The 19,063-nt window shown below is 63.8% G+C and carries 12 protein-coding genes and 5 pseudogenes; 3 read left to right on the top strand and 14 right to left on the bottom strand.

Going from position 1 to position 19,063, the window contains the following annotated elements; translation table 11 throughout:
* Nucleotides 1–324: 324 nt before the first annotated feature.
* Nucleotides 325–435: pseudogene (locus tag BLW75_RS44265) on the top strand (IS5/IS1182 family transposase); the annotation flags it as partial.
* 51 nt (nt 436–486) lie between these two features.
* Here the strand turns inward: BLW75_RS44265 and BLW75_RS35100 are convergent.
* Nucleotides 487–1,680 (bottom strand): annotated as a pseudogene (locus BLW75_RS35100) (IS256 family transposase).
* 71 nt (nt 1,681–1,751) lie between these two features.
* On the opposite strand from BLW75_RS35100, the pseudogene BLW75_RS35095 reads away from it, so the two are divergent.
* A pseudogene (locus BLW75_RS35095) lies at nt 1,752–2,073 on the top strand (transposase); the annotation flags it as partial.
* 8 nt (nt 2,074–2,081) lie between these two features.
* On the opposite strand, the gene BLW75_RS35090 reads toward BLW75_RS35095, so the two are convergent.
* From BLW75_RS35090 to BLW75_RS44025, 6 genes and pseudogenes are all read right to left on the bottom strand, one after another.
* Entirely contained in the window at nt 2,082–3,155 is a 1,074-nt protein-coding gene (locus BLW75_RS35090; protein ID WP_034324920.1) for a hypothetical protein, read from the bottom strand.
* Nucleotides 3,156–4,014: 859 nt separating this feature from the next.
* Complete coding sequence (locus BLW75_RS35080; RefSeq protein ID WP_034324924.1) at nt 4,015–4,950, bottom strand: lipoprotein; 936 nt, start codon at nt 4,948–4,950, stop codon at nt 4,015–4,017.
* A gap of 746 nt (nt 4,951–5,696) precedes the next feature.
* On the bottom strand, nt 5,697–5,885 hold the full coding sequence (locus BLW75_RS43775; protein WP_034324922.1) for a hypothetical protein: 189 nt from the start codon (nt 5,883–5,885) through the stop codon (nt 5,697–5,699).
* 21 nt (nt 5,886–5,906) lie between these two features.
* Nucleotides 5,907–6,020: pseudogene (locus BLW75_RS43770) on the bottom strand (IS630 family transposase); the annotation flags it as partial.
* A gap of 107 nt (nt 6,021–6,127) precedes the next feature.
* Nucleotides 6,128–6,619 (bottom strand): annotated as a pseudogene (locus BLW75_RS43765) (helix-turn-helix domain-containing protein); the annotation flags it as partial.
* A 502-nt stretch (nt 6,620–7,121) separates the two neighbouring features.
* On the bottom strand, nt 7,122–7,247 hold the full coding sequence (locus BLW75_RS44025; protein WP_277815027.1) for a hypothetical protein: 126 nt from the start codon (nt 7,245–7,247) through the stop codon (nt 7,122–7,124).
* 169 nt (nt 7,248–7,416) lie between these two features.
* On the opposite strand from BLW75_RS44025, the gene BLW75_RS35070 reads away from it, so the two are divergent.
* A complete protein-coding gene (locus BLW75_RS35070) occupies nt 7,417–10,242 on the top strand; it encodes an AfsR/SARP family transcriptional regulator (protein WP_034324505.1) in 2,826 nt (941 codons plus the stop codon).
* 157 nt (nt 10,243–10,399) lie between these two features.
* Here the strand turns inward: BLW75_RS35070 and BLW75_RS35065 are convergent, their stop codons facing one another.
* From BLW75_RS35065 to eccD, 7 genes are all read right to left on the bottom strand, one after another.
* Entirely contained in the window at nt 10,400–12,016 is a 1,617-nt protein-coding gene (locus BLW75_RS35065) for a hypothetical protein (protein WP_034324508.1), read from the bottom strand.
* Between the two features lie 3 nt (nt 12,017–12,019).
* Nucleotides 12,020–14,689 (bottom strand): cell envelope integrity TolA family protein, encoded by a 2,670-nt coding sequence (locus BLW75_RS35060; RefSeq protein ID WP_241784197.1) that lies wholly within the window; start codon nt 14,687–14,689, stop codon nt 12,020–12,022.
* Nucleotides 14,690–14,776: 87 nt separating this feature from the next.
* Nucleotides 14,777–15,235 (bottom strand): hypothetical protein, encoded by a 459-nt coding sequence (locus BLW75_RS35055; protein WP_034324510.1) that lies wholly within the window; start codon nt 15,233–15,235, stop codon nt 14,777–14,779.
* Between the two features lie 88 nt (nt 15,236–15,323).
* On the bottom strand, nt 15,324–15,617 hold the full coding sequence (locus tag BLW75_RS35050) for a WXG100 family type VII secretion target (RefSeq protein ID WP_034324512.1): 294 nt from the start codon (nt 15,615–15,617) through the stop codon (nt 15,324–15,326).
* A gap of 47 nt (nt 15,618–15,664) precedes the next feature.
* Nucleotides 15,665–15,994: a hypothetical protein gene (locus BLW75_RS35045; RefSeq protein WP_034324515.1), complete on the bottom strand. Its 330-nt coding sequence runs from the start codon at nt 15,992–15,994 to the stop codon at nt 15,665–15,667.
* Between the two features lie 160 nt (nt 15,995–16,154).
* The gene (gene eccB / locus BLW75_RS35040) at nt 16,155–17,585 is read right to left on the bottom strand and encodes a type VII secretion protein EccB (RefSeq protein ID WP_034324517.1); all 1,431 of its coding nucleotides are present in this window, start codon (nt 17,583–17,585) and stop codon (nt 16,155–16,157) included.
* Nucleotides 17,585–18,985 carry a type VII secretion integral membrane protein EccD gene (gene eccD, locus BLW75_RS35035; RefSeq protein ID WP_034324520.1) on the bottom strand — a complete coding sequence of 467 codons (1,401 nt, stop codon included), beginning with the start codon at nt 18,983–18,985 and terminating at the stop codon, nt 17,585–17,587. Before eccD ends, eccB begins: the two co-directional genes overlap by 1 nt.
* Nucleotides 18,986–19,063 lie beyond the last annotated feature (78 nt).

Raw genomic sequence — 19,063 nt, 5'->3', positions numbered from 1 at the left:
CCGCGTGTCCTCTTGCCACCACGGCTCGTCCGACCGCGGGCTGCGGATCTGAAGCCTGAATGATCAATACCAGCGATCTTCAAGTCGTGCCCACGTGCAAGGCTTGCCGCGCCTACCGTTCCGTCGTTGGGTCCGTTGGCATCTGGCGGAGTCATGCGAAGGTTCTTCCTGACAGGGCGTCGGGCGTAGCGACCGTTTGTGGATGTGCCTACTGCCAGATGACGGCGAGGGGATGGTGCGGCCGGTCGAGCAGGAACTTACGGGCGTTCGGATTGGGGGTGTTGGTGCCGGGCGGCGGAATCTCGAACTGGACGGCGCGGTTTAGCCGGGCTGTGGCGACGGTTGCATCACGCGCTGCTGGACGAACTCGTCGGCAGCCAGGGCCTCATCGACTGGAGTCGCGCGATCGTGGATGGTGCCTGTGTGCGGGCCGAGGGGGCTCTGTCATGATTTCCGTGTAAGCCACGGATGATTTGTTCTCTGATTCTAGTGGAGTGGCAGTCGGTCTGGGAAGAGTGCGGCGAGCGTGTTTAATACCTGTTTCCAGCCTCGGGTGCCGGTTCCCGATGGTCCGCCCCGGTTGCTGGTGATGTTGCAGAGTCCGAGGTAGAGCAGTTTTGTCGCGGCGGTGCCACTGCCGAAGTGTCCGCGGTTCTTGGTGATTTTTCGGAGTTGGAAGTTGATGTTCTCGATCAGGTTTGTGGTGTAGACGATTCTGCGGAGTTCGGGTGGGTAGTCGAGGAATGGTGTGAAGACGTTCCAGGCATGCCGTCAGACCTGGATCGAGGCCGGGTATTGCGTGCCGAAATTTTTGTCGAAACGGGTGAGTGCGATCTCGGCCGCCTCGAGTGTCAGCGCGATGTAGATTTCCCGCATGGCGGCGGCGACCTTCTTCCGGTCGCCATAGGAAATAAAGCGCATGGCGTTGCGGATCACGTGCACGACACACGTTTGGACCACAGTGTCGGGAAACGCGCCGCGGATCGCGTCGGGCAGGCCGGTAAGGCCGTCACAGCAAGCGATCAGGATGTCTTTCACCCCACGGTTACGCAGGCCGGTGACGACTTTGGCCCAGAACTTCGCCGCCTCGGTGTCGGCGACCCAGAGCCCGAGGGCGTGTTTGCGGCCCTCCATGTCCACGCCGATGGCCAGGTAGGCGACCTTGGAGGTGACCACACCCTTGTCCTTGACCCGCAGCCGCAGGCCGTCGACATAGAGGAGCGGATACACCTCGTCCGAAGGCCGGGACTGCCACAGAATTGATCTCCAATGTGACCGAAGTGGTGACCGACGAGATCGCGTCGATATTACCCAGCCTGCGTGCGCGTTTCGGCACGATCGCCGGTTCGAACGAACCGTTCCGGTCGCGCGGCACCGCCAGCTTGACCGGCCCATTCGAGGTCGACACAGTTTTCGGGGACCTGCCGTTCCGGGATTCCCGGACCCGCTTCCGGCAGGGTCTCCTTTCTCGTATCCGAAACGATGGGTCATTTCCGCGTCCAGCGCCCGCTCGAGCACCGCCTTGGTCATCTCGTTCAGCAATTCGTGCGCACCCAGCGACCCGCCATGCGCATACGCGTCCTTCACCAACGCATCAAGCGTTTCCGGTGACAACACGCGAGCGAGTGTCTCGCCGGCCGCGGGACCCGTAGCCCGATCAGGCGATGTGTTCTCGGTCACAGATAGAGCCTTTCTGGGCCACGTCCAACGACCCGATCCTGGTCCATCCATGGCTTACACGGTTGTCATGACAAGGCCAAAAAGGGGGATCCATGACCGGTCCCAGCCCGGTAGACCGTGGCAAGCCCGGTAGACCGTGGCAAGCCCGGGTCGAAGATCCATGCCCTGTCCGACCGCGCCGGACTGCCACTGGCAGTTGCGGTCTCCGCCGCGAACACGAACGACTCGGCCGCGCTCAAGCCCCTGGTGATGGCGATCCCGGTGATCCGCTCCCGCCGTGGCCTGCGGCGCCGCACCTTGCGTTACGAACGCAAAGCCGAACACTTCCTCGCCTTCCTCCTCCTCGGCGCAGCCCTCACCTGCTACAAAAAACACCGTAAACTCACCACATAAGACAACCTCTAAGACCCAGAAGCCGTCCACACCGGCTGTCGGCCCTGGGCCGGAGAGAGTGCCGCAACCGCACGGCCGAGTGTCACGGTGTCCAGCGATGATGGTAGCCCGCCTGCGGCGCGGATGTGCTCGAGGAGTTCAGAGTCGGGCGCGAGGTGGTGTGTCTCGAGATAATAGGTGACCGTATCCGTCCAAACCCAGACACCGTCCGTGCGGAAATTCATCGGCACTACCGATCCCTGTGCCGGATCGACGATGTCGCCCATCGTGCCGGTTGTGACCAGTAGTTCGATACCTGAATCCAGATACTCGAGGATCCAGGTGCGCTCGTCCTCATCATCCATTGTTTCGTGGTCCGATGCGAATCGTGGCCCATTCTCGGGGTCGACCTCGTCGAAGACTCTCGCAACCTTGATTTCGGCGTCGCCATGGGGCGACCAGAGCAGTTTCCCTTGCATCTGCGCGGTCCGCTGGTAGCGGGGCCGCACCACGTGCATGGAAACGATTTCGACCTGCGGATCCCGTTCGCCCGCGGCGATCAGTGTATCCTGCAGTTGCGCCGCCAGCGCTACCGGCTCGTCTACATCGTCGACCTCGTCGTCGATCTCGACGACGTAGATCACCCGCGGTTTCGGGAATGGCACGTCGCCGTCAGGTCGCCGCACCGTACTCCACACTCCACGGACTCCGGGTTTCTCGGTCAGCTCGGCCAAGAAATCCTGCTCCGCCAGCGCCGAAATCAGCATTGCGTTATCGGCACCCTCGTCGTTTCCGTCATCACCGGTCTCGCCCCAATCCGGTGAGAACTGCCACGGCAAGGGTGGGTTTTCGGGAATGAGTTCGATAGCTTCGAGCACGGCGGGATCGTGTCCTTCGGACTCCAGCAGTTCAGCCAGTGCGTCAAGATCGTCCTCACCCAGCGGTAACACGCTACGTCTCCCTGCAAAGGCCAGGAGGCGAGCGACCTCGGCGCAGCGGTCATGCGCGAGGAGGCTGCGAGCACGGGCGAGCACGTCATCAGGCAGCCAGCCGGCGAGACGAAGAAGGACCTGATGCAGCTCGGCGGTGAAGGCGTTGTTCATCCATTGCTCCCTGCAGTTGACCAGCCTGCCAGCCTATTTTGCCCTCACCGATCCGATGACGTGTGGCTACCGGCCGATAAATGCCCGAAAGGCCACTTCTGCTGGCTTTCACTCCCTGACGCACAGGCGAGAGGGAGTTCCAAGCCTGGAGGCCGAAGCCCTCGACGTACCAAAATCCTTCGTACTTCCGTACGGTGAAGTGAGGCCGAACGATTCGGTGTCACCGGTGGAACCGATGAGTTCGAGACTGCGCAAGGTTTGGCCGTCGACCCTGACCGCCGTATCCGGGACGACGACCGTCTCGCTCTCCGGAGCCACCCCCGTCACATCGACCTTTGCCCCGGAGGAAGCTTGACGCCCGGCTTCACCCATGCCTCGTGTAACGACTTAGCGCTCTTAAGCACCTCAGGGCTCCTGCAGAGTGCCTCGGCATCCTGGTCTGCGGGAAGCACATGAGCGCTGGAAAGGCAAGCTTCCGTGTAGCGCTCTTCGAGGATTCAGCCAACCCACTACTGGACCGCGATTTCGTAGGTTTCCGTACCGCGGCGCGATTGCGCAGGAGAGGACCTAACAGCGCTGCTTCCCTGCGGGCCGGCCGGGACCGGCCCACCCTGGCCGACCAGGCCAGTCGGACCGCACCCACCCAAGCCGAAGATGAGCGCCGACGCCAGCGGAGCAAGCCACTGCGCCTTCAGCCGCTGAGCTTCCGTCATCGAAACCACTCTTCCTTCAGTCGGTGGGTTGCCGGTCTACAGCACATACCTCGGATCGGTGGCTTAGTTACCGGAGCCCCCAAGCCGACCGTCGTCGAATCCGGTCGCATTGGCGACTTGCCTTCGACCACCATGGCCTTCCCAGGTTAGCTTGCCTGGCGCCCACCAGGCCAAAAGAAGATCGACGCCACGGTGTTGTCGAGCCCTGCTGAGGTGAGATCAGCGATGTCGCCGTCGATGACCACGGAATTGCCGCGGCAGTCTTTCTCGCTCCAGAGCGTCAAATGACCAGGAGTGGCGATCGACGACGCCACACTCGGACGCGCGACGTTCCGGCAACCGATGCCCGCGATTCCTTGTGAAGGCTCGTCGTCGGCAAAGTTCTTGGCATCGAACAAGATCGCACTGGCCGCGGCAGGGCTTGGCTTGGACCGCGGCGCCTCCGCTGATGCCCTGTCCTGTGCCCCCGCCTTCTGACCGTTCGGCGTGACAGCGAACCATGTACCACTCAAGCCCTGCCCGTTGACATCGCCGGGCTTCGAATCCTTCACGAACCGGTAGACGGGCCAACCGCCGATCACCACTTGGTGGGTGCCATCATCGCGCTTGACCGTACCCACTTCGGACCGCTGGACACCGGCGACGAAAATTCTGCTTCCCGCAGTCACAAGCACCGGCGGAAAGAATTGGGCGCATTGGCCGACACACGCGTATTTCGACGACTTGGGCGCGTCCTTGTCGAAACGGTAAAGGGTCATCCCAGCACCGTTTACGACGACTCGCCCGATCCCGTCGGCCGTGACCGCCTTCAACTGCACCCATTGCTGCACGACCCTTTGGTCCGCTGAATCGGGTGTCCCGTCCGCGCCGGTCGCCCAATCGCCCGTCTTCGGCGGCGCGTTGTTCGCCTTGGCCGTTCCCGAGACAAGGGTGATCTTCTTGCCAGCTTCCGAGTCGCCACTCTCGACCCGGGCTTGCTCTGAGACCGAGGTAGGCGACGGTGTGCTCGCCCCGCAACCTGTCAGTGCCAGCACTCCGATGACTGCGATAGCAGCGAGGGAAAACCCTTGTTTTCTGAACATGCTCTTCTCCATGTAATCTCGAAACCCTTCACGAATCCCCCGTTGCCATTGAAACAGTCGCTTGGATGGTTCGGTTCAGAATTGGTCGAGAACGGCACTTTTGGGCAGATGCCACCGCGAAAGGTCGTCCGTTCAACGGCACTGACACTGTCCATTCATGTGTCACGGTGCGCCGGGTTCAGCAGCACACTTCGGCCGGACCACTCGCACGGCAAGGCCGGGAGCGTGCTCGCGATCTGCGATCGCGGGCTTGGTGCACGCATCCCGGCCGCCGACCAAGCCAGCCAATCATCCCTATAATGAGAAGGTCAGCCGACTGCCAAGAAACCGCTATCCCACATCGCGAAGGATCGGAAACCCGGGGCCAGACCGTGGGTGAAAGGTCGGGGCTCACTTATCTGTACACTGCCGCCGCGTCGTTACATCACTCGCATACGATCGCCGCTTGAAAAGAGGGACTTCCCTCACCAAACAGGTTCAGTCGTACCCGGAGGATTACGACTGACGGATTAAGAACTCGGCTTCATCGTATGTAGAAGCTTGCGGGCTGCCCCACCGTGAGCGAGCCGACGCGGAGGTCATGAGCGCAAAGTGATGCGCATCGGTAAGGTATCCCGCTTGACCTCATGATCGACGGCTTTGCCGGTGCAGGGGTATCAAGTTGCGACCGCCCACTTCAGGGATCAGCAGCCCGACCAAAGCACGGACATCAAGAGTGCGGCCTGGCGATTACAGCTAGTGCCGTATCAAGCAACGTTGGGTAGGTAATTCGGGCGGCGGAACTTGGAGTTGACGGCGAAGTGGCGTTTGGGGTGGCGGTTGCGCCAGCGCAGGTAGCCGGCGATCGCTGTCTCCTGGGCAGCGTGGCTGGGGTAGTCGCTGCCGTCGAGAGTGAAGTAGCGGACCGCGGTGAACTCGGACTCGATCCAGTTCAACCACGAGGTATTGGTGGGCGTGTAAACTAGCTCGATGTCGTTGGCCGCGCACCACGTGACGACCTCGCCTTTGCCGTGGGGTCCGTAGTTGTCACAGACCAGGTAAAGCTTCCCAGCCGGGAGGCGGCGGCGCAGCTGCTTGCAGAAGTCGAGAAACCGTGGCCGGCGCTTGCGGTCACGGACCGGTAGAATATCTGCCCGGACGCGAGGTCGAGCGCGGCGAACATGTGCCGGACCCCGCCAGTGCGGGTGTAGGTCGCGCGCAGGCGGGCCGGTCGGCCGCGAGGGGACCAGCCGCTACCGAGGCGTGGCTGCAGGTTCAGCGGCCCGAACTCGTCGACATAGATCACCCGTCCGTCGACGGGCGGGTGATCATAGAGGTCGAGGATGCGGGTCTTCTTCGGTATGGAGTCCGGGTCCTTGCTCGCTTTCCAGGTCTTCGTCGACTGCCAGGCCACACCCTCCTCGCGCAGGATCTTCCGGACGGTCTCGGTGCTCGCCCTGATCCAGGCGTGCTCGGCGAGGTAGTCAACCAGCATGGCCAGGCTCCAGGTCGTGAACGGCAACCCCAGCTCGGTCGGTTTGCAGGCAGCGATGCGACAGATCTGATCCCGGGCGGCCGGCCCAAACTTAGCTGGTCGGCTGCCCCTCCATTTTGGGGACAACGCCGCGAACCCGGAGTCGTTGAACGCGTGGATCACCTCGCGCACATACCCCTCCGTCGCCGCGAACATCGCGGCGATCTCACCTGCGGACCGGCCTTGGGTCGAGGCAGCACAATCCCGGACCGTCGCAGCCGCACCCGATCCCGGGTCGACCTGGTGATCTTGACCAGCCGCTGCGCTTCTTCAGACTCCAACGACCGCGCGAACACCTCAGGCGTACGTGCCATGACTCACCTCCACTGGCAAGCCTCGCGGTCACCAGCCCGGATGTCCACGCGACACGATTACAACGCCAACCTTCCTTGCCGAGGCACTAGTTGAGCAGGAACTGCGAGTCGGCTCCAAGTTCAGCGGCCGGGGCTCCGACGACGAACACGGCCGGGCTAAGTCATCGACGCCCGAGTCGACTCAAGCAGTCCGCGTACAGCGACGATTGAACGACATGCCAGACGGCTTCGATCGCCAGTCGGGAGGGATGCCGACGCGCCACGCGTGGGGCGCGGCTCTACGTCGTGCACGTCGCGGTCGCCGGCGGACAGCCAGGACGGTCCCGCGGCAAACTCGCCATGGGTCAGCCAGCCTTCTCCGGCCAGGGCTTACCGGCCGCCGACACTCCTTTACCTGCATCTTTTGCCTGCACATCGAGCGCTTGGAAGATCGATGCGCTCATAGTGAGCCTGTCGATGTTCCACAGCATCGGCATCACCGGGCCGTCCGCGAGACGCCTCCATCCCTGCCGCGAACTGGTCCTTCCCCCACCCCCAGTAGTGTCGGTCGTGTCCGGCGAAGACGGACCACGATGACTGGCTCACGAGGAACGACGAAGGGGCGCTGAGACCCCTGTCTCGGCAGAGGAGTGAACACGTATGTCCAGCGGGGATAGGAGGCTGAGGGTCGAGCTACTCGGCGAGGTGCGAGCCCGAGCGGACGGGCGGGACCTGGTGCTGGGCTCCCCTCGTCAGCGGGCCGTGTTGGCGATGCTCGCGGTCCGCGTCGGCGGGACGGTGGCGCGAGCAGAGCTGATCGACGGGGTGTGGGGTGACGCGGCTCCGGCGTCGGTCGAGGGCAGTGTGTACACCTACGTCCACGGGCTACGCCGTGCTCTTTCGGCTGCGGGCGAGAAGGTACTGATCCGCAGTGCTGCAGGGTACCGGCTTCTACTCGCCCCCAGCCAGGTCGACCTGTCAGTTGCCGAAGCCCAGGTCGAGAAGGCACGGGAAGTAGCGACTTCGGGGCACCAGTCGGCGGCGGCCGACATTCTCGCCGAGTGCCTGGCACAGTGGCGGGGCAGTCCACTGCACGGGATTCCAGGTCCATTCGCCGCAGCCGAGAGAACTCGCCTGACCGAATGGCGTTTTGAGCTCATCGAAGAGCGCGCCGACCTGATGCTCGCAGCCGACCGGCATCGGGAGGTGATCGCCGAGCTGGTAGAGGCTGCCGAGGAGGAGCCCTTTCGCGAGCGGTTACGCGCTCAGCTCATGCTGGCTTTGTACCGCAGCGGGCAGCGAGCGGATGCCTTGGCCGAGTTCGACAACGCCCGTCTGCTGCTCACCGACCAGCTTGGGCTCGACCCCAGCGCCGAACTCACTGATCTCCACTTACGGATGCTTCGATCGGATCCCGCACTTGATTTGGCGCCCGAACCGCACGTCCGAGCGCACTCGCTGACCCCCGCGCAAATGCCGCACGCGGTGCCCGACTTCGTCGGACGCGTCAGGGAACTGCAGCAGCTGGACGAGTGGCGTAGGACGGGGGCGACGGACGGGCGGCCGCTGGTCATCTCGGCCATCGACGGCGCCGGCGGAATCGGCAAGACCTCGTTGGCGGTCCGGTATGCCCGGCAGTTGACTGACAGCTGCCCCGACGGCCAGTTGTATCTGGACTTGCGCGGATTCGATCCCAAGCGTCCTCCATTGACCACGACAGAAGCCCTCAGCCAGCTGCTGTGGTCGCTCGGCTGCACCCGACAACCCACCAATCTGGAGATGCAGAAATCAACGTATCGCGCTCTGCTGTCCTCCAAACAAGTACTTATTCTGCTGGACAACGCAGTTTCACCCGAACAAGTGCGTGATCTGCTTCCTGGCCCATCGAAAAACCTGCTGCTGGTCACGAGTCGCAACCGATTGACCGGGCTGGTCACCCAGGATGGAGCGCGTCGTCTCACCCTGGGTCTGCTGACGGAGACTGAATCTCTGGACTTGTTACGCAGGGTGATCGGCCAACAACGCGTGGATGCCGAGCCAGAGCATGCAGCCGTACTCGCCCGGCTTTGCGGTTACCTCCCGCTAGCACTGCGAGTCGCCGCCGAAAAAGCGTCCTCAGGACCGCGGTCCAGCCTTCGTGAGCTCGTGGAGAACCTGACCGAGGAGAAAGACCGCCTCGATGCTCTTCACACCGACGACGAGATGTCGTCCGTCCGGACGGTCATTTCCTGGTCGTACGCGTCACTTCCCGGCCCTGCTGCTCGCGCCTTCCGCTATCTCGGCTTGCTGAACACCGCGGACATCGGCGTGGCCGCCGTGGCCGCGTTGATTGATCGACCGGCCCACGAGACGGAGGAGATGCTGAGCACCTTGTGCGATCTCCACTTGCTCGACAGCACGGGGAGCTCCTTCAAGTCCCACGACCTGGTCAGGCTGTACGCCAGCGAACTAGCCGTCCGGACAGAAAACCCCGAGGAACGCTCCGAGGCAATCCGCCGGCTGCTGGCGTGGTACCTGTACAGCGTGCGATCAGCATTGCTATGCACGATTCCGGATTATCCGATCTTTCCTGCCAGTGTACCGGAACCTCGGCACACATTGCAGCAATTCGACACCCGGGAGTCGGCTTACGCCTGGTACGAAGCCGAAGCCTCGAACATCGCGGCCCTGACCCGTCGTGCCGCGGAGCTGGGCGAACACGAAGTCGCCTGGCAGCTGCCCTGGTGCATGCACGATCACTACTATTCGACGGGACAGCTCACCGAGTGGCTAGAGCTGCTCCGTGTCGGGCTTTCCTCTGCCGAGCAGCTCCCGAGTCCGGAACCTCAGGCCAGGCTGCTCAACGATCTCGGTATCGCCTCTTCCCGCATCGGCAGAAATGATCTCGCGGTACGGCATCTTCAGCGGGGCATCGGCATAGCCAGGAAGATGAACCAACCCGACATTCTGCTGCGCTTGCTGACGAACCTCGCCTCGACGTTGCGTGAGATGAAGAGCTACGACGAAGGGATCGTATACGGGCAAGAGGCTTGGCGACTGGCGGTGGAATTAGGGCGCCCTTACGAGATCGCCGGAACCCTCGACACGCTTTGTGAACTTTATGTCGAGTCCAATCAACCGAAGCAGGCCCTCGAATGCGGAAAAGCTGGCCTCGATGCGGCACGAGCCAGCCAAATCGGCCTGCCCGAGGCCAATCTTCTCGTGAACGTGGCGCACGCCCACCGAGACCTCGGCGATACGGCGGCGGCGACACGCAGATACGAGACGGCTTTGGAGCTGTGCGCGAAACTCCGCGACCGCTACCACGAGGCTCTGGCTCTGCTGGGCCTGGCCGAGCTACACCGACGAATGTCCCGCTACTCCGACAGCCGGGAACACGCGCAACGTGCGCTGTCGATCTTCGTGAGCCTCGACGGCGAAGAGACAGATACTGCCCGCGAGTTCATCGCAAAGCTGGACGCCGAGACACGTTCCGATACCAGTTGAACGGAAATCCCCGGGTCCTGTCTGGCGGCGCATGTTGCGGACAGGAGCCGCAACATGCGCCGCCCACTGGAGTGCCACTGTCCATTTACGCGCAGACTGCGTCGATCGCCGATTAAGGAGGCCAAGGGTTCCACAGTCGGCCTGGAGTTTCGTTTCCTCAGTGATCCCTTTCTTCACGTTCTTGCTTGATCCGGCCCAGCGCGAGCCGCAGTACCTCCGGATCCTTAATCTTTTTGAGTTCTTCAATGTCCTCCAGCTCGCTTTCGGCCACCGGCTGCGGCGAGTTGCCGGCCCGCCCGAGCACCGGCGCCCCGGCATCTCCGGAATCCCACGCTCCGGTCTCATCGCCCAGGAAGTCTGCCGGGTTGCGCTCGTTCGCGTGCTCGTGCCCCTGATGACCGCGGAACATCGCGCCCATGAATCCACCAGTCGCCGAGTGCTCACCGGTGGGCCGCAACGGCCCGACCGTGCCCGGGAATATAGGCGGCGTTCCGGCGAGTTCAGCGTCCTGTTGACCGGCCGCCGGTGGGACTGCAGCGCCTGGCGGCAGCGCCCGTTCGGTGGCGAGCACTCCCGCCGTCGCGGCGGTCCCGTGCGTCGTGACGGCCGCCGGGGAAGCCGGTCCCGCGGATGGTGCCGTCGCGAAGTGGCCAGCGTTGTGAAGCTGTGCCGAGTGGCCGGTTTGTAACGCCGCCGGTTCGACGGGTGTCTGCGGCGCCGGACCGGCGGCCGCTTGTGACGGAGCGGCGGTCGTGGCCGCCGGTGCAGCGCTGGTCACGGGCAGCGGTTCGACTGTTTGCGCTTCGTGGTTCGAAGGGCCACTGGAAGTCGCCATCGTCTGTTCGTCCGCCCCACCTCGCCTGCTCTGCTGATTCTGATCGCACTCGGCCGTCGCCAGGCGTTCGGTGCCGACCTTCTTCGGTTTCGCCGACGCCGCGTGCACAACCGGGCTCGCCATGCGCGGTGACCTCCCCAGCACGACGGCGGCCTCGGTTCGCGGCTGCTCGCCGTGCTGCTCCATAGCTTTCGGCGATGCTTCCGGAACGCCGCGCCCCAGCACGACGGGCACCGCGCAAACCGCCTCGTGCCCGGAAGTTCCCGGCGATATCTCCAACGGTATTATCACGCCCGACCCGATCCGGTGATGACCTGCCAGGGAGGCGAAGGCGACCGAGCCGAGATCCGCTCCCGCCCTGCCCTCACCTCCCCCCACGCTGTGCTGCTGCCCACTCTTCACGAGCTGCTCTTCGGCCTCCGGCGAGACCTTCGGAACGGCCCGGTTGCCCGCTGCGACCGGCAAACCGGTCACCACGTCGGGCATCGGCGACATCATGGCTCCGCTGTCCGAGTAGGCGGTCCCGAGGTCGACGAGCACCTGCCGTGCGGCCTCGGGATCGCCTCGCCGGTTTTGCGCTTGAAGGTCACGCATCCGCTGTTGGGCCTGCGCGAGCGCGTCACCCGCCCGGCGCATCGCCGCGCTGTAACCGGGGTTCGACACAGCTTGCAGCACAGCGGCTGTGAGACCGGAAACCTGCCGCACCAACTCGTCGAATGACTCCGCGATCCGTCCCGACCACGCTTCCCACATGTTCCGGGTTTCGCGCTCGAGATCGTCCTGCACCTGTTCGTATCTGGCCGCGATGACGTCGAACGCGTGCGCGCGCTCGTAAAACACATCCGGGCTCACCTCGGTGACCAGCTGCGCGAGCTGGTCTAAGGTCAGGTTCTGCAGGTCCAGGTCGGCGACTGGTGGTGGCGGTTCCAGCGCACCCACTGATCAGCTCCTGCCCAGCACGTGGCTCTGTGGTTCGTCGCTCTCCTCGTCGCCCCAGGCTCCCTTGTCGGCCTGCATCCAGATCTGCGGCTCCCGCTCCTTCTCGCCCTGGTTACCGCCTCCCGCGCCCATGCCGCCGCCCCCCATGGGCCCCATCGGCGCACCACCCGTAGCGGTGGCAGGTTGGCCGGGTGCGGCCGTTCCCGAAGTACTTGAGACGGCGGCCTGCTGGCTGCCTTGGAACGGCTGGGTGTCGAACTGGCCGGGCGGTAGTCCGCCCTGGGTGCTGGGCGTTCCGCCTGAGCCGGCACCGCCCGACAACGGACCCGCCCCGCCTCCCGACGACGGACCACCCGCGGTCTGATGTACGGCCGGGCCGCTGCCACCGGCACTGTCCAGACCGCCGCGCGGAGGTTCGAAGTCCTTTGGCCCGGAGGATGTGAGGAACTGGCGCATCGCGTCGCCGCTGTCCGCGCCGATCCCGTCGATGGCCTTGTTGACGGCCTCCTTGGCTTGGGCGAGCGCCTGTCGCTCTGCTGGGGTGTCGTCGGGCTTGCAAAGCGCGTCGATCGCCTTGTCAGCCTCTTGTTTCGCCCGTTCTAGCGCTTGTTCGTGTTCGGGGCCACTGAGCTCGGAAGCATCGTTGATACCACCGATCGCCTTCTCGGCAGCGTCCTTGGCCGCAGCCAGCGCTTGCTGCTGCTGAGGGTTGTCGCCTGCCGCGCCAAGTCCGTCGATCGCCTTGTCAGCCGCGTGTTTCGCATCCTCGACCTGCCTGAAGTGCTCCGGGGCAGCGGTCTTGTCGATCGCGTCCGACATTGCGTCCTTCGCGTCTTCGAGCGCGTGCTTGCGCTCGGGGTCATCTGTCTTGCCGATGAGATCGTCGATCGCCTTCTGCGCCTCGTGCTTGGCGTCCAACAGGGACGAGCGGTCCGCCTGGCTGGCGGAGCCGTTACCATCAGCTCCGGCATCGTCGGCTACGCCTCCTTGGCCGCCGATATCACCGACCGCGTTCATGGCCGCTTGCTTTGCGTCGGCGAGTGCCTTTTGCCTGGCCTCCGAATCTCCGGGCTTCGCGAGGTCGTCGATCGCCTTGCCCGCTGCATCCTTGGCCGCTTCTAGGCTCGCGTCGGCCGGACCGCCGGCGAGCTGCTCCGCCGGGAGCGCGGTCGGGTCGGTGAGTCCATCGATGGCGCCTTCTGCGGCCTGCTTCGCGTCCTCCAGTGCCTTGGTGCGCTTCGGATCGTTCGACTGTCCAGCCAGGCCGTCGATGGCGTTGCCGGCCGCTTTCTTCGCGTCCGCAAGCGCTTGCTGCGCAGCTGGGTTGAGTCCCCCGGCCACCCCGGATTGCTGCTGTCCCTCCCCCGAACCACTGGTATCGCCGATACTTCCGGTGCCGCCAGCACCGCCGCCGGTGCCACCGTCGATGCCCTGCCCCGATGGATTCGTGAGGCCGTCGATGGCACCCTGCGCGGCCGTTTTGGCGTCGTCGAGGGCCTGCTGCTGCACCGGATCGTCCGTCTGGGCGGACAAGCCATCAATCGCTTGGCCCGCCGCATCCTTTGCGTCTGCCAGTGCCTGCTGCTGTTCCGGGCTCACACCACCCTGTGAGCCGGCCGTCCCTTCAGTCGACGTCCCGGTCGACTCGCCCGGCGAACCGGTCGTCCCGGTCGTGTCTGCCGGCATGCCGGTCATGCTGAAGTCCGGCGGCGTCGACTCGGTCGTCGGCAACCCTGTCGTCTGCAGCGGCGTGACCTCGCCTTGCGTGCTCGGAACCGTCCCGGCCTCGGTGTTCGCCTGGGCATCCCCCTGGTTAAGTTCCGTGTCCAACTGCGGCTTCGACGAAGTGTAGAACTGCTGGTCGTCCTCGATGGACTCCGTATCCTCCAATTCCGGCTTCGTGGAGGTATAGAACTGCTGCTGTTGATTTTGCTCGGTGTCTTGGTTCACCTGCTGCTGGAAGCTGCCGGGCGGGGCCGCGGTCGTCGTGTCGCCGTCGGAAATGTAGAGCGGTACCAGATATCCCCCGATATCGTTATAGTTCTTTCCCAAGTTCCCCAGTGCGTCCTGGAGATCTTTGAGGAGAGCAGCGTTGACCGTGGAGCGCGCATCTAAGACGTCGGTCGCCAGCTGCGCACTGATTTGACTGAGCTGTTCTACTTCAGTGGCGGCTTGGATTTGAGTCGCGGCTGCATCCTGAAGAGAATTCACCATGGTGGTCAGCGAACTGTCGGCTGCGTCGTGAAGTTGCCACCAATTATTCGCGAAGGACTGCTCGGAGTGCCCAATGCCACCCATATTCGTGGCAAATTGCTTCTGCATCAATGTCGAGTAGATCTCTTCGCTGGTATTCAGGATTGCCGTGGCGTACTTGTTGAAGGCATCGCCAGCATCACCCTCCAAGGCATCCGTCATGGCCTTGATCTCTTTTGCAAACCGGTCGTTGATATCAGCGAGAGCCGTCTCGGCCGCCTTGACATCAGTTTCGAGTCGATACCATGTCTCGGCGGTCGTGTTGCTATGCAAGGTCGCCTTCGAACCGTCCGAGTTGTAGACGATGTCGTTGACAACGGCCTCGATCGAATCGAGGTCGGAGAAGAAAGACGGGTCGAGCGACGGCGCGGACGCGGAGTACTGCCCGACCATCGTCGGCGTCCCATCAGAATCGGACATGACAACAGTTCCTTAGTTAAACCGTCAGCACCGAGCCGACAGAGACGGAATTCGCGGGACCAAACCGTTCCCCACTGAGCGTTCGGCTCAGGTCGTGACTTGGTCGTTCAGGTTGTCGTTGTAACCATCACTGTCGTGCGGGTCGTTGGCATGAGGACTGGTCGCCTCGTCGTCATGCGTATAGTTATGTTGGTCACTCTCCGTTGTGGTATCGAAAGAGTTGACCGCGCCGATCACATCGCCCTCGAGCTCAGACATGCTCGAGCTGATCTTGTCAGCATTGTCGCCATCAGCGTTCTCGAAGTCGTTGGCGATCGAGTTCAGCTTCTCTTCCATCTTTTCGAACGCAAGCTTCAGGTGCTCAGCGTGCGCCACGATCGCGTTACGTCGATCATCGACCAGACGCTCGAGCCATACGGCTAGCATGAATTTACCGGCATTGGGCCAGTGACCCTCCAGCGCTTCGAAAGCGCTCATGTCATTCATGAGCGCACCGATGGTCCCTGCGGATTTCTTGATCGCCTCGACATCGAATTTGGTACCCATGACTACTCCTGCACTTCATGAGGACGACCGCCATGGCGGTCGGTTGGTCCACGGTGTGCCAGGCACGTCGCCCGGCACACCGTGCGATCTAGTTCATGCTCCTGGAACCACTGGCGTCGGCCTGCTGCATGTTCTGGGCCGCCTGCTCCAGCGACTTCCGAAGATTGTCCAGGTTGCCCTTGTTCGATTCGATGTCCGACCGAAGGTCATTGGCGAGCTGGTTGTACGCATCAGCCGTGGATCCCTGCCAATCGACCATGATCCGCTTCACGTCGGTCTCAAGCTCACCGGCCTGGTTCTCGATTTCGTTGGCCTTGTTGATCATCATCGAGACACACTCTTCGATGACACCATAATCATATGTAATCGTACCGTCAGCCATTTAAAACTCCTTCAAGATAAGTTGCTTGCGAGAGGCGGTAACGCGTACTAGACGCCGAGGAAATTGCCGGTCTCCATAGGCACGTTGAGGATCGCCTGCATGCTGTCGGAGTCCATCGCGTCCTGGTTGTTGGCCTCACGCCGCATGTTCTCGGCCATCGCGTGCATGTGTTCGAGGACCGACTTGCGGACCGATTCCACCCAGCGGTCGGTCGTCGTGCTCAGCGCCCGGGTGGCCGAACTGCTGCTCGCGGCGAGGGTTGCCTCGACCTGAGCCTTCAGCTGGTCGAGCTGCTGGCTGATGTTGGCGGCCGTTTCCTCGTGCCGACTAGCCTGCTGGTTGATCGTCTGCGTGTTGAGCTGAGTGGAATGCGCCACTTCAATTCCTCCTGTGATAAGTGCTGCGACTCGAGCGAGCCCTTCATTTGCAGTGGCAGGGCCACTATTCAAGATTAGGTACAGAAGCCCGTCCGAATGAGCCTTACGGGGCCTGTGGAAACCACAGTAGGGATTCCCCTTACGAGCAACCGTCCTGGTTTCACGGCCGCACCGCTTGGCTCTGTCGCGCGGCGTTCACGCTGAGCACCGGCCCGGTCGGAAGTAGATTGAGTAGCTGCGCCGGCACTGGGGTCGCCATGGACGCGGTGTATCCGAGAGCCGTGATCACTTCGGCGTTGGACATTGGGTACTTCTTCCCGACCTCGGTCACAAGGTACGTCGCCCCCCCCTGCGCGCCCGGAGTCGGAAGGGCTCGGGCGAGTGCACCGCCGCCTGCCGGGATCGCCACACGATCGGCGATGGTGCCGGTTTTGTGCGTTCCCAACGGTACAGATGCCTGCGTAACCTGGTTGTCGGAAAGCAGTTCGACCACCGGGACCTGTCTGCCGTCGGACTGAACGTCCTGCCGTACGCACGGTTGGGTGCCTGGCGGGGGTACGACGAGCTCCGGTGGCACCGGGGGCAGATCGCTCGGCAGGCCGGTGTTGGCTGTGATAGACAATCCGCTCAACGCATCCGGCCCCACCGGAATCGGCTCGATGCGCCCGTCCGGATAAGCCTGCCGGGTGTCGGGCGCAGCTAGCAGGAGGGCAGCACCGGTCCGGCTGAGGACAGCCAGGCCGTTAGACCTCACCAGGTAGTTCTGCTCGGTGCCGAGCGCGGAGTTCCGCACCTGGTATATCTGGCCGACCAGGCTCTGCTTCCCCGCGATGACCGGTCCGAGGCCGCCGATGCCGGGCGTAGCCGGCGCGGCCAGGTCCGGTCCCTGGGGGATCGTGTTCAGCCAAGCCGACGGCACGTCGACAGAACGCGCGGCGCCGTAGCCGAGCGCGGCGGCGACCGAGCGACTCGGCACGCGGAACCGCTTCCCGTGCGATATCAGGTAGAGCTGTCCGCCTGGTGCAGACACGAAGAGCGCCTGGCCATCGGCGAGTGCGGCGCCGGCCGGATGCCCCAGCAGGAGAGCCACCGCTGAATTCTCTGACGGCGCTGCGGAGCCGACGATTCGCGTGCACACCGTCCACCGACGGGTGGACACCTTGTCGGCGGCGGGCAGCGAGTCCGGCGCACCAGTGATCCCGATCGACGGTCCGACCGGAGTGCCGGCCAACGCCTGAGGGGAGACCGAGGTGAGCTTTCCTCCGGACTGGGCCGACACCAGCCTGGCGGAGGAGTAGTTGAGCACCGGGCGCAACTGGCCGCCGAGGTAGACATAGCGCGCACCGCTAGTCTTGTCCATCACGATCGCGCCTTCCTGCCGCCAGGAAGAATCCCCTGTCGCGGGCACGAACATGCCGAGGATCCCGAAGACGCCCATGATCACCGCGGCGAGGACGAAGCCTAAGACGGTGCCGGTCGTCATCCGTTTCGTCGGTGCTTCCAGCAGGTCCGGCTTGCCGTGCGTCACCGCCGCGGCGAGCCGTCCGACAACGAAGAAATAGGCCTGCACCTGGTCTTTACGTGACTTCATCAGCCGGCCAGGTTCCGCATGAAGGTGTACACGTGCAGCACCTGCAGAAGGATCGGCAGTATCGCGATCGCGGTGATCAGCTCGAAGATCTCCACCGCACGCCCCCAGTAAGGCCGGAACCTCTGGCCCGGCAGCCGTTCGCCGCCGAGCAGAAATAGGCCAGCGACCAGGGCGAGAGCGACCACGACCAAGACCAAGAAGGGCGTGTCATCCGACCGGCTGAGCCCCACGGAGGCCAGGACCATCAGCACCACCAACCCGGCGGGAGCGAGGACCGCCCACCGCTGGAGTACGCCGTTCGGGTGGCGTGACCGAAGAAACAGGAGCAGCGCGACGACCAGCGAGAGCACGACGTGCCACACGTCACCGTCGACGATGAGCACCGGCAGCAGCACCGACTGCGCTGCCCCGAGCCCGGTGTGCAGTGCCGTCGAGTACCCGAAGGTCGTCGCGCCGCGGTCCACGACCACCTTGTGCGGCACCGGGTCGATGTCCTCGTGCAGATCCTCGGCTCCTGTGGGCAGCATCGGCAGGCTGAGCCCGGACAACCGGAACGCCGCCGGCGGGATGAACAGCCCGAGGATCAGTGACAAGACCAAGCCGATGGCCGTGGCCTCGGCAGGCGTGGCAGGACTGACCGATCCGATGAGTCCGGTGATAAGCAGCACACCGGTGAAGACGGCCGCGCCGGCGAACAGCAGTGCGGCATCCGCGACGACGATGAGCCCGGCTAATAGTGCGAGCAGAGCGCTCGCCGCCGCACCGGTGAGCCGCATCATCCAACTCGCCGCCGGATCAAGCAGAGTCACCAAGAACAGACCGGCGAGCGCGGCATAGCCGACACCGCCTCCGGTCAGGACCACGGCTGGCGCGGACTTCGCCGCGCCGCGCGCCACCAACGCTCCTGCGACCAGCAGCGCCAGCACCAGCCCGCCCGAAAGCAACGCAGCCGGCCCGGCAGCCCCGCTCGCTAGGAGCAACCAGTAACCGAGCAGCAGGGTCACCACGGCACCGGACTGGAACATCCACCGGACCCGCGTCGGCGTCAGCGCACCGGGATGTTCACGCACCTGTTCGGCGAGGCCGTCGACCAAGTCGTCGTAATCTATCGCCGCGAGCTGCTCCGCGCGGGGACGGAAGTGCAGGCTTTCTCCGTCGACCACGCTCAATTCGACCAAGGTGCGGTCTTCATCGAGCGGGGGTTCGCCGATTCGCTGCACCACCCAGCCTTCGTGTTCGGCTCCTTGCTCGATCGCTTCCGCCCCGAACTGGGTGAGGATCGCGGGCAGCAAATCCGCCATCGGCACATCCGCCGGCAAGGCGAGATCTCTTGCCCGGTCACCCAGAACGAACCGTAGCCTCGTCGAACTTGTTGTGCGATGCTGTGTCTGTTCTTCCATCAAGTGTCAGGCCCTTCCTGCTAGGTCCAGCCCTGAGACCGCTCCGACCGTAACGACGCGCTCGCCACTGCGACGCAC

Origin of the sequence: Amycolatopsis lurida (assembly GCF_900105055.1) — a bacterium.
Lineage (GTDB): Bacteria > Actinomycetota > Actinomycetes > Mycobacteriales > Pseudonocardiaceae > Amycolatopsis > Amycolatopsis lurida.
This window is presented reverse-complemented; position numbering and strand designations above follow the sequence as displayed.

Excerpts from the sequence above, each read along its gene's own strand:
- BLW75_RS35090 (WP_034324920.1), bottom strand. The coding sequence starts at position 3,155 with ATGAACAACGCCTTCACCGCCGAGCTGCATCAGGTCCTTCTTCGTCTC.
- BLW75_RS35080 (WP_034324924.1), bottom strand. The coding sequence starts at position 4,950 with ATGTTCAGAAAACAAGGGTTTTCCCTCGCTGCTATCGCAGTCATCGGA.
- BLW75_RS44025 (WP_277815027.1), bottom strand. The coding sequence starts at position 7,247 with ATGCTGTGGAACATCGACAGGCTCACTATGAGCGCATCGATCTTCCAA.
- BLW75_RS35070 (WP_034324505.1), top strand. The coding sequence starts at position 7,417 with ATGTCCAGCGGGGATAGGAGGCTGAGGGTCGAGCTACTCGGCGAGGTG.
- BLW75_RS35060 (WP_241784197.1), bottom strand. The coding sequence starts at position 14,689 with ATGTCCGATTCTGATGGGACGCCGACGATGGTCGGGCAGTACTCCGCG.
- BLW75_RS35055 (WP_034324510.1), bottom strand. The coding sequence starts at position 15,235 with ATGGGTACCAAATTCGATGTCGAGGCGATCAAGAAATCCGCAGGGACC.
- BLW75_RS35050 (WP_034324512.1), bottom strand. The coding sequence starts at position 15,617 with ATGGCTGACGGTACGATTACATATGATTATGGTGTCATCGAAGAGTGT.
- eccB (WP_034324517.1), bottom strand. The coding sequence starts at position 17,585 with ATGAAGTCACGTAAAGACCAGGTGCAGGCCTATTTCTTCGTTGTCGGA.
- eccD (WP_034324520.1), bottom strand. The coding sequence starts at position 18,985 with ATGGAAGAACAGACACAGCATCGCACAACAAGTTCGACGAGGCTACGG.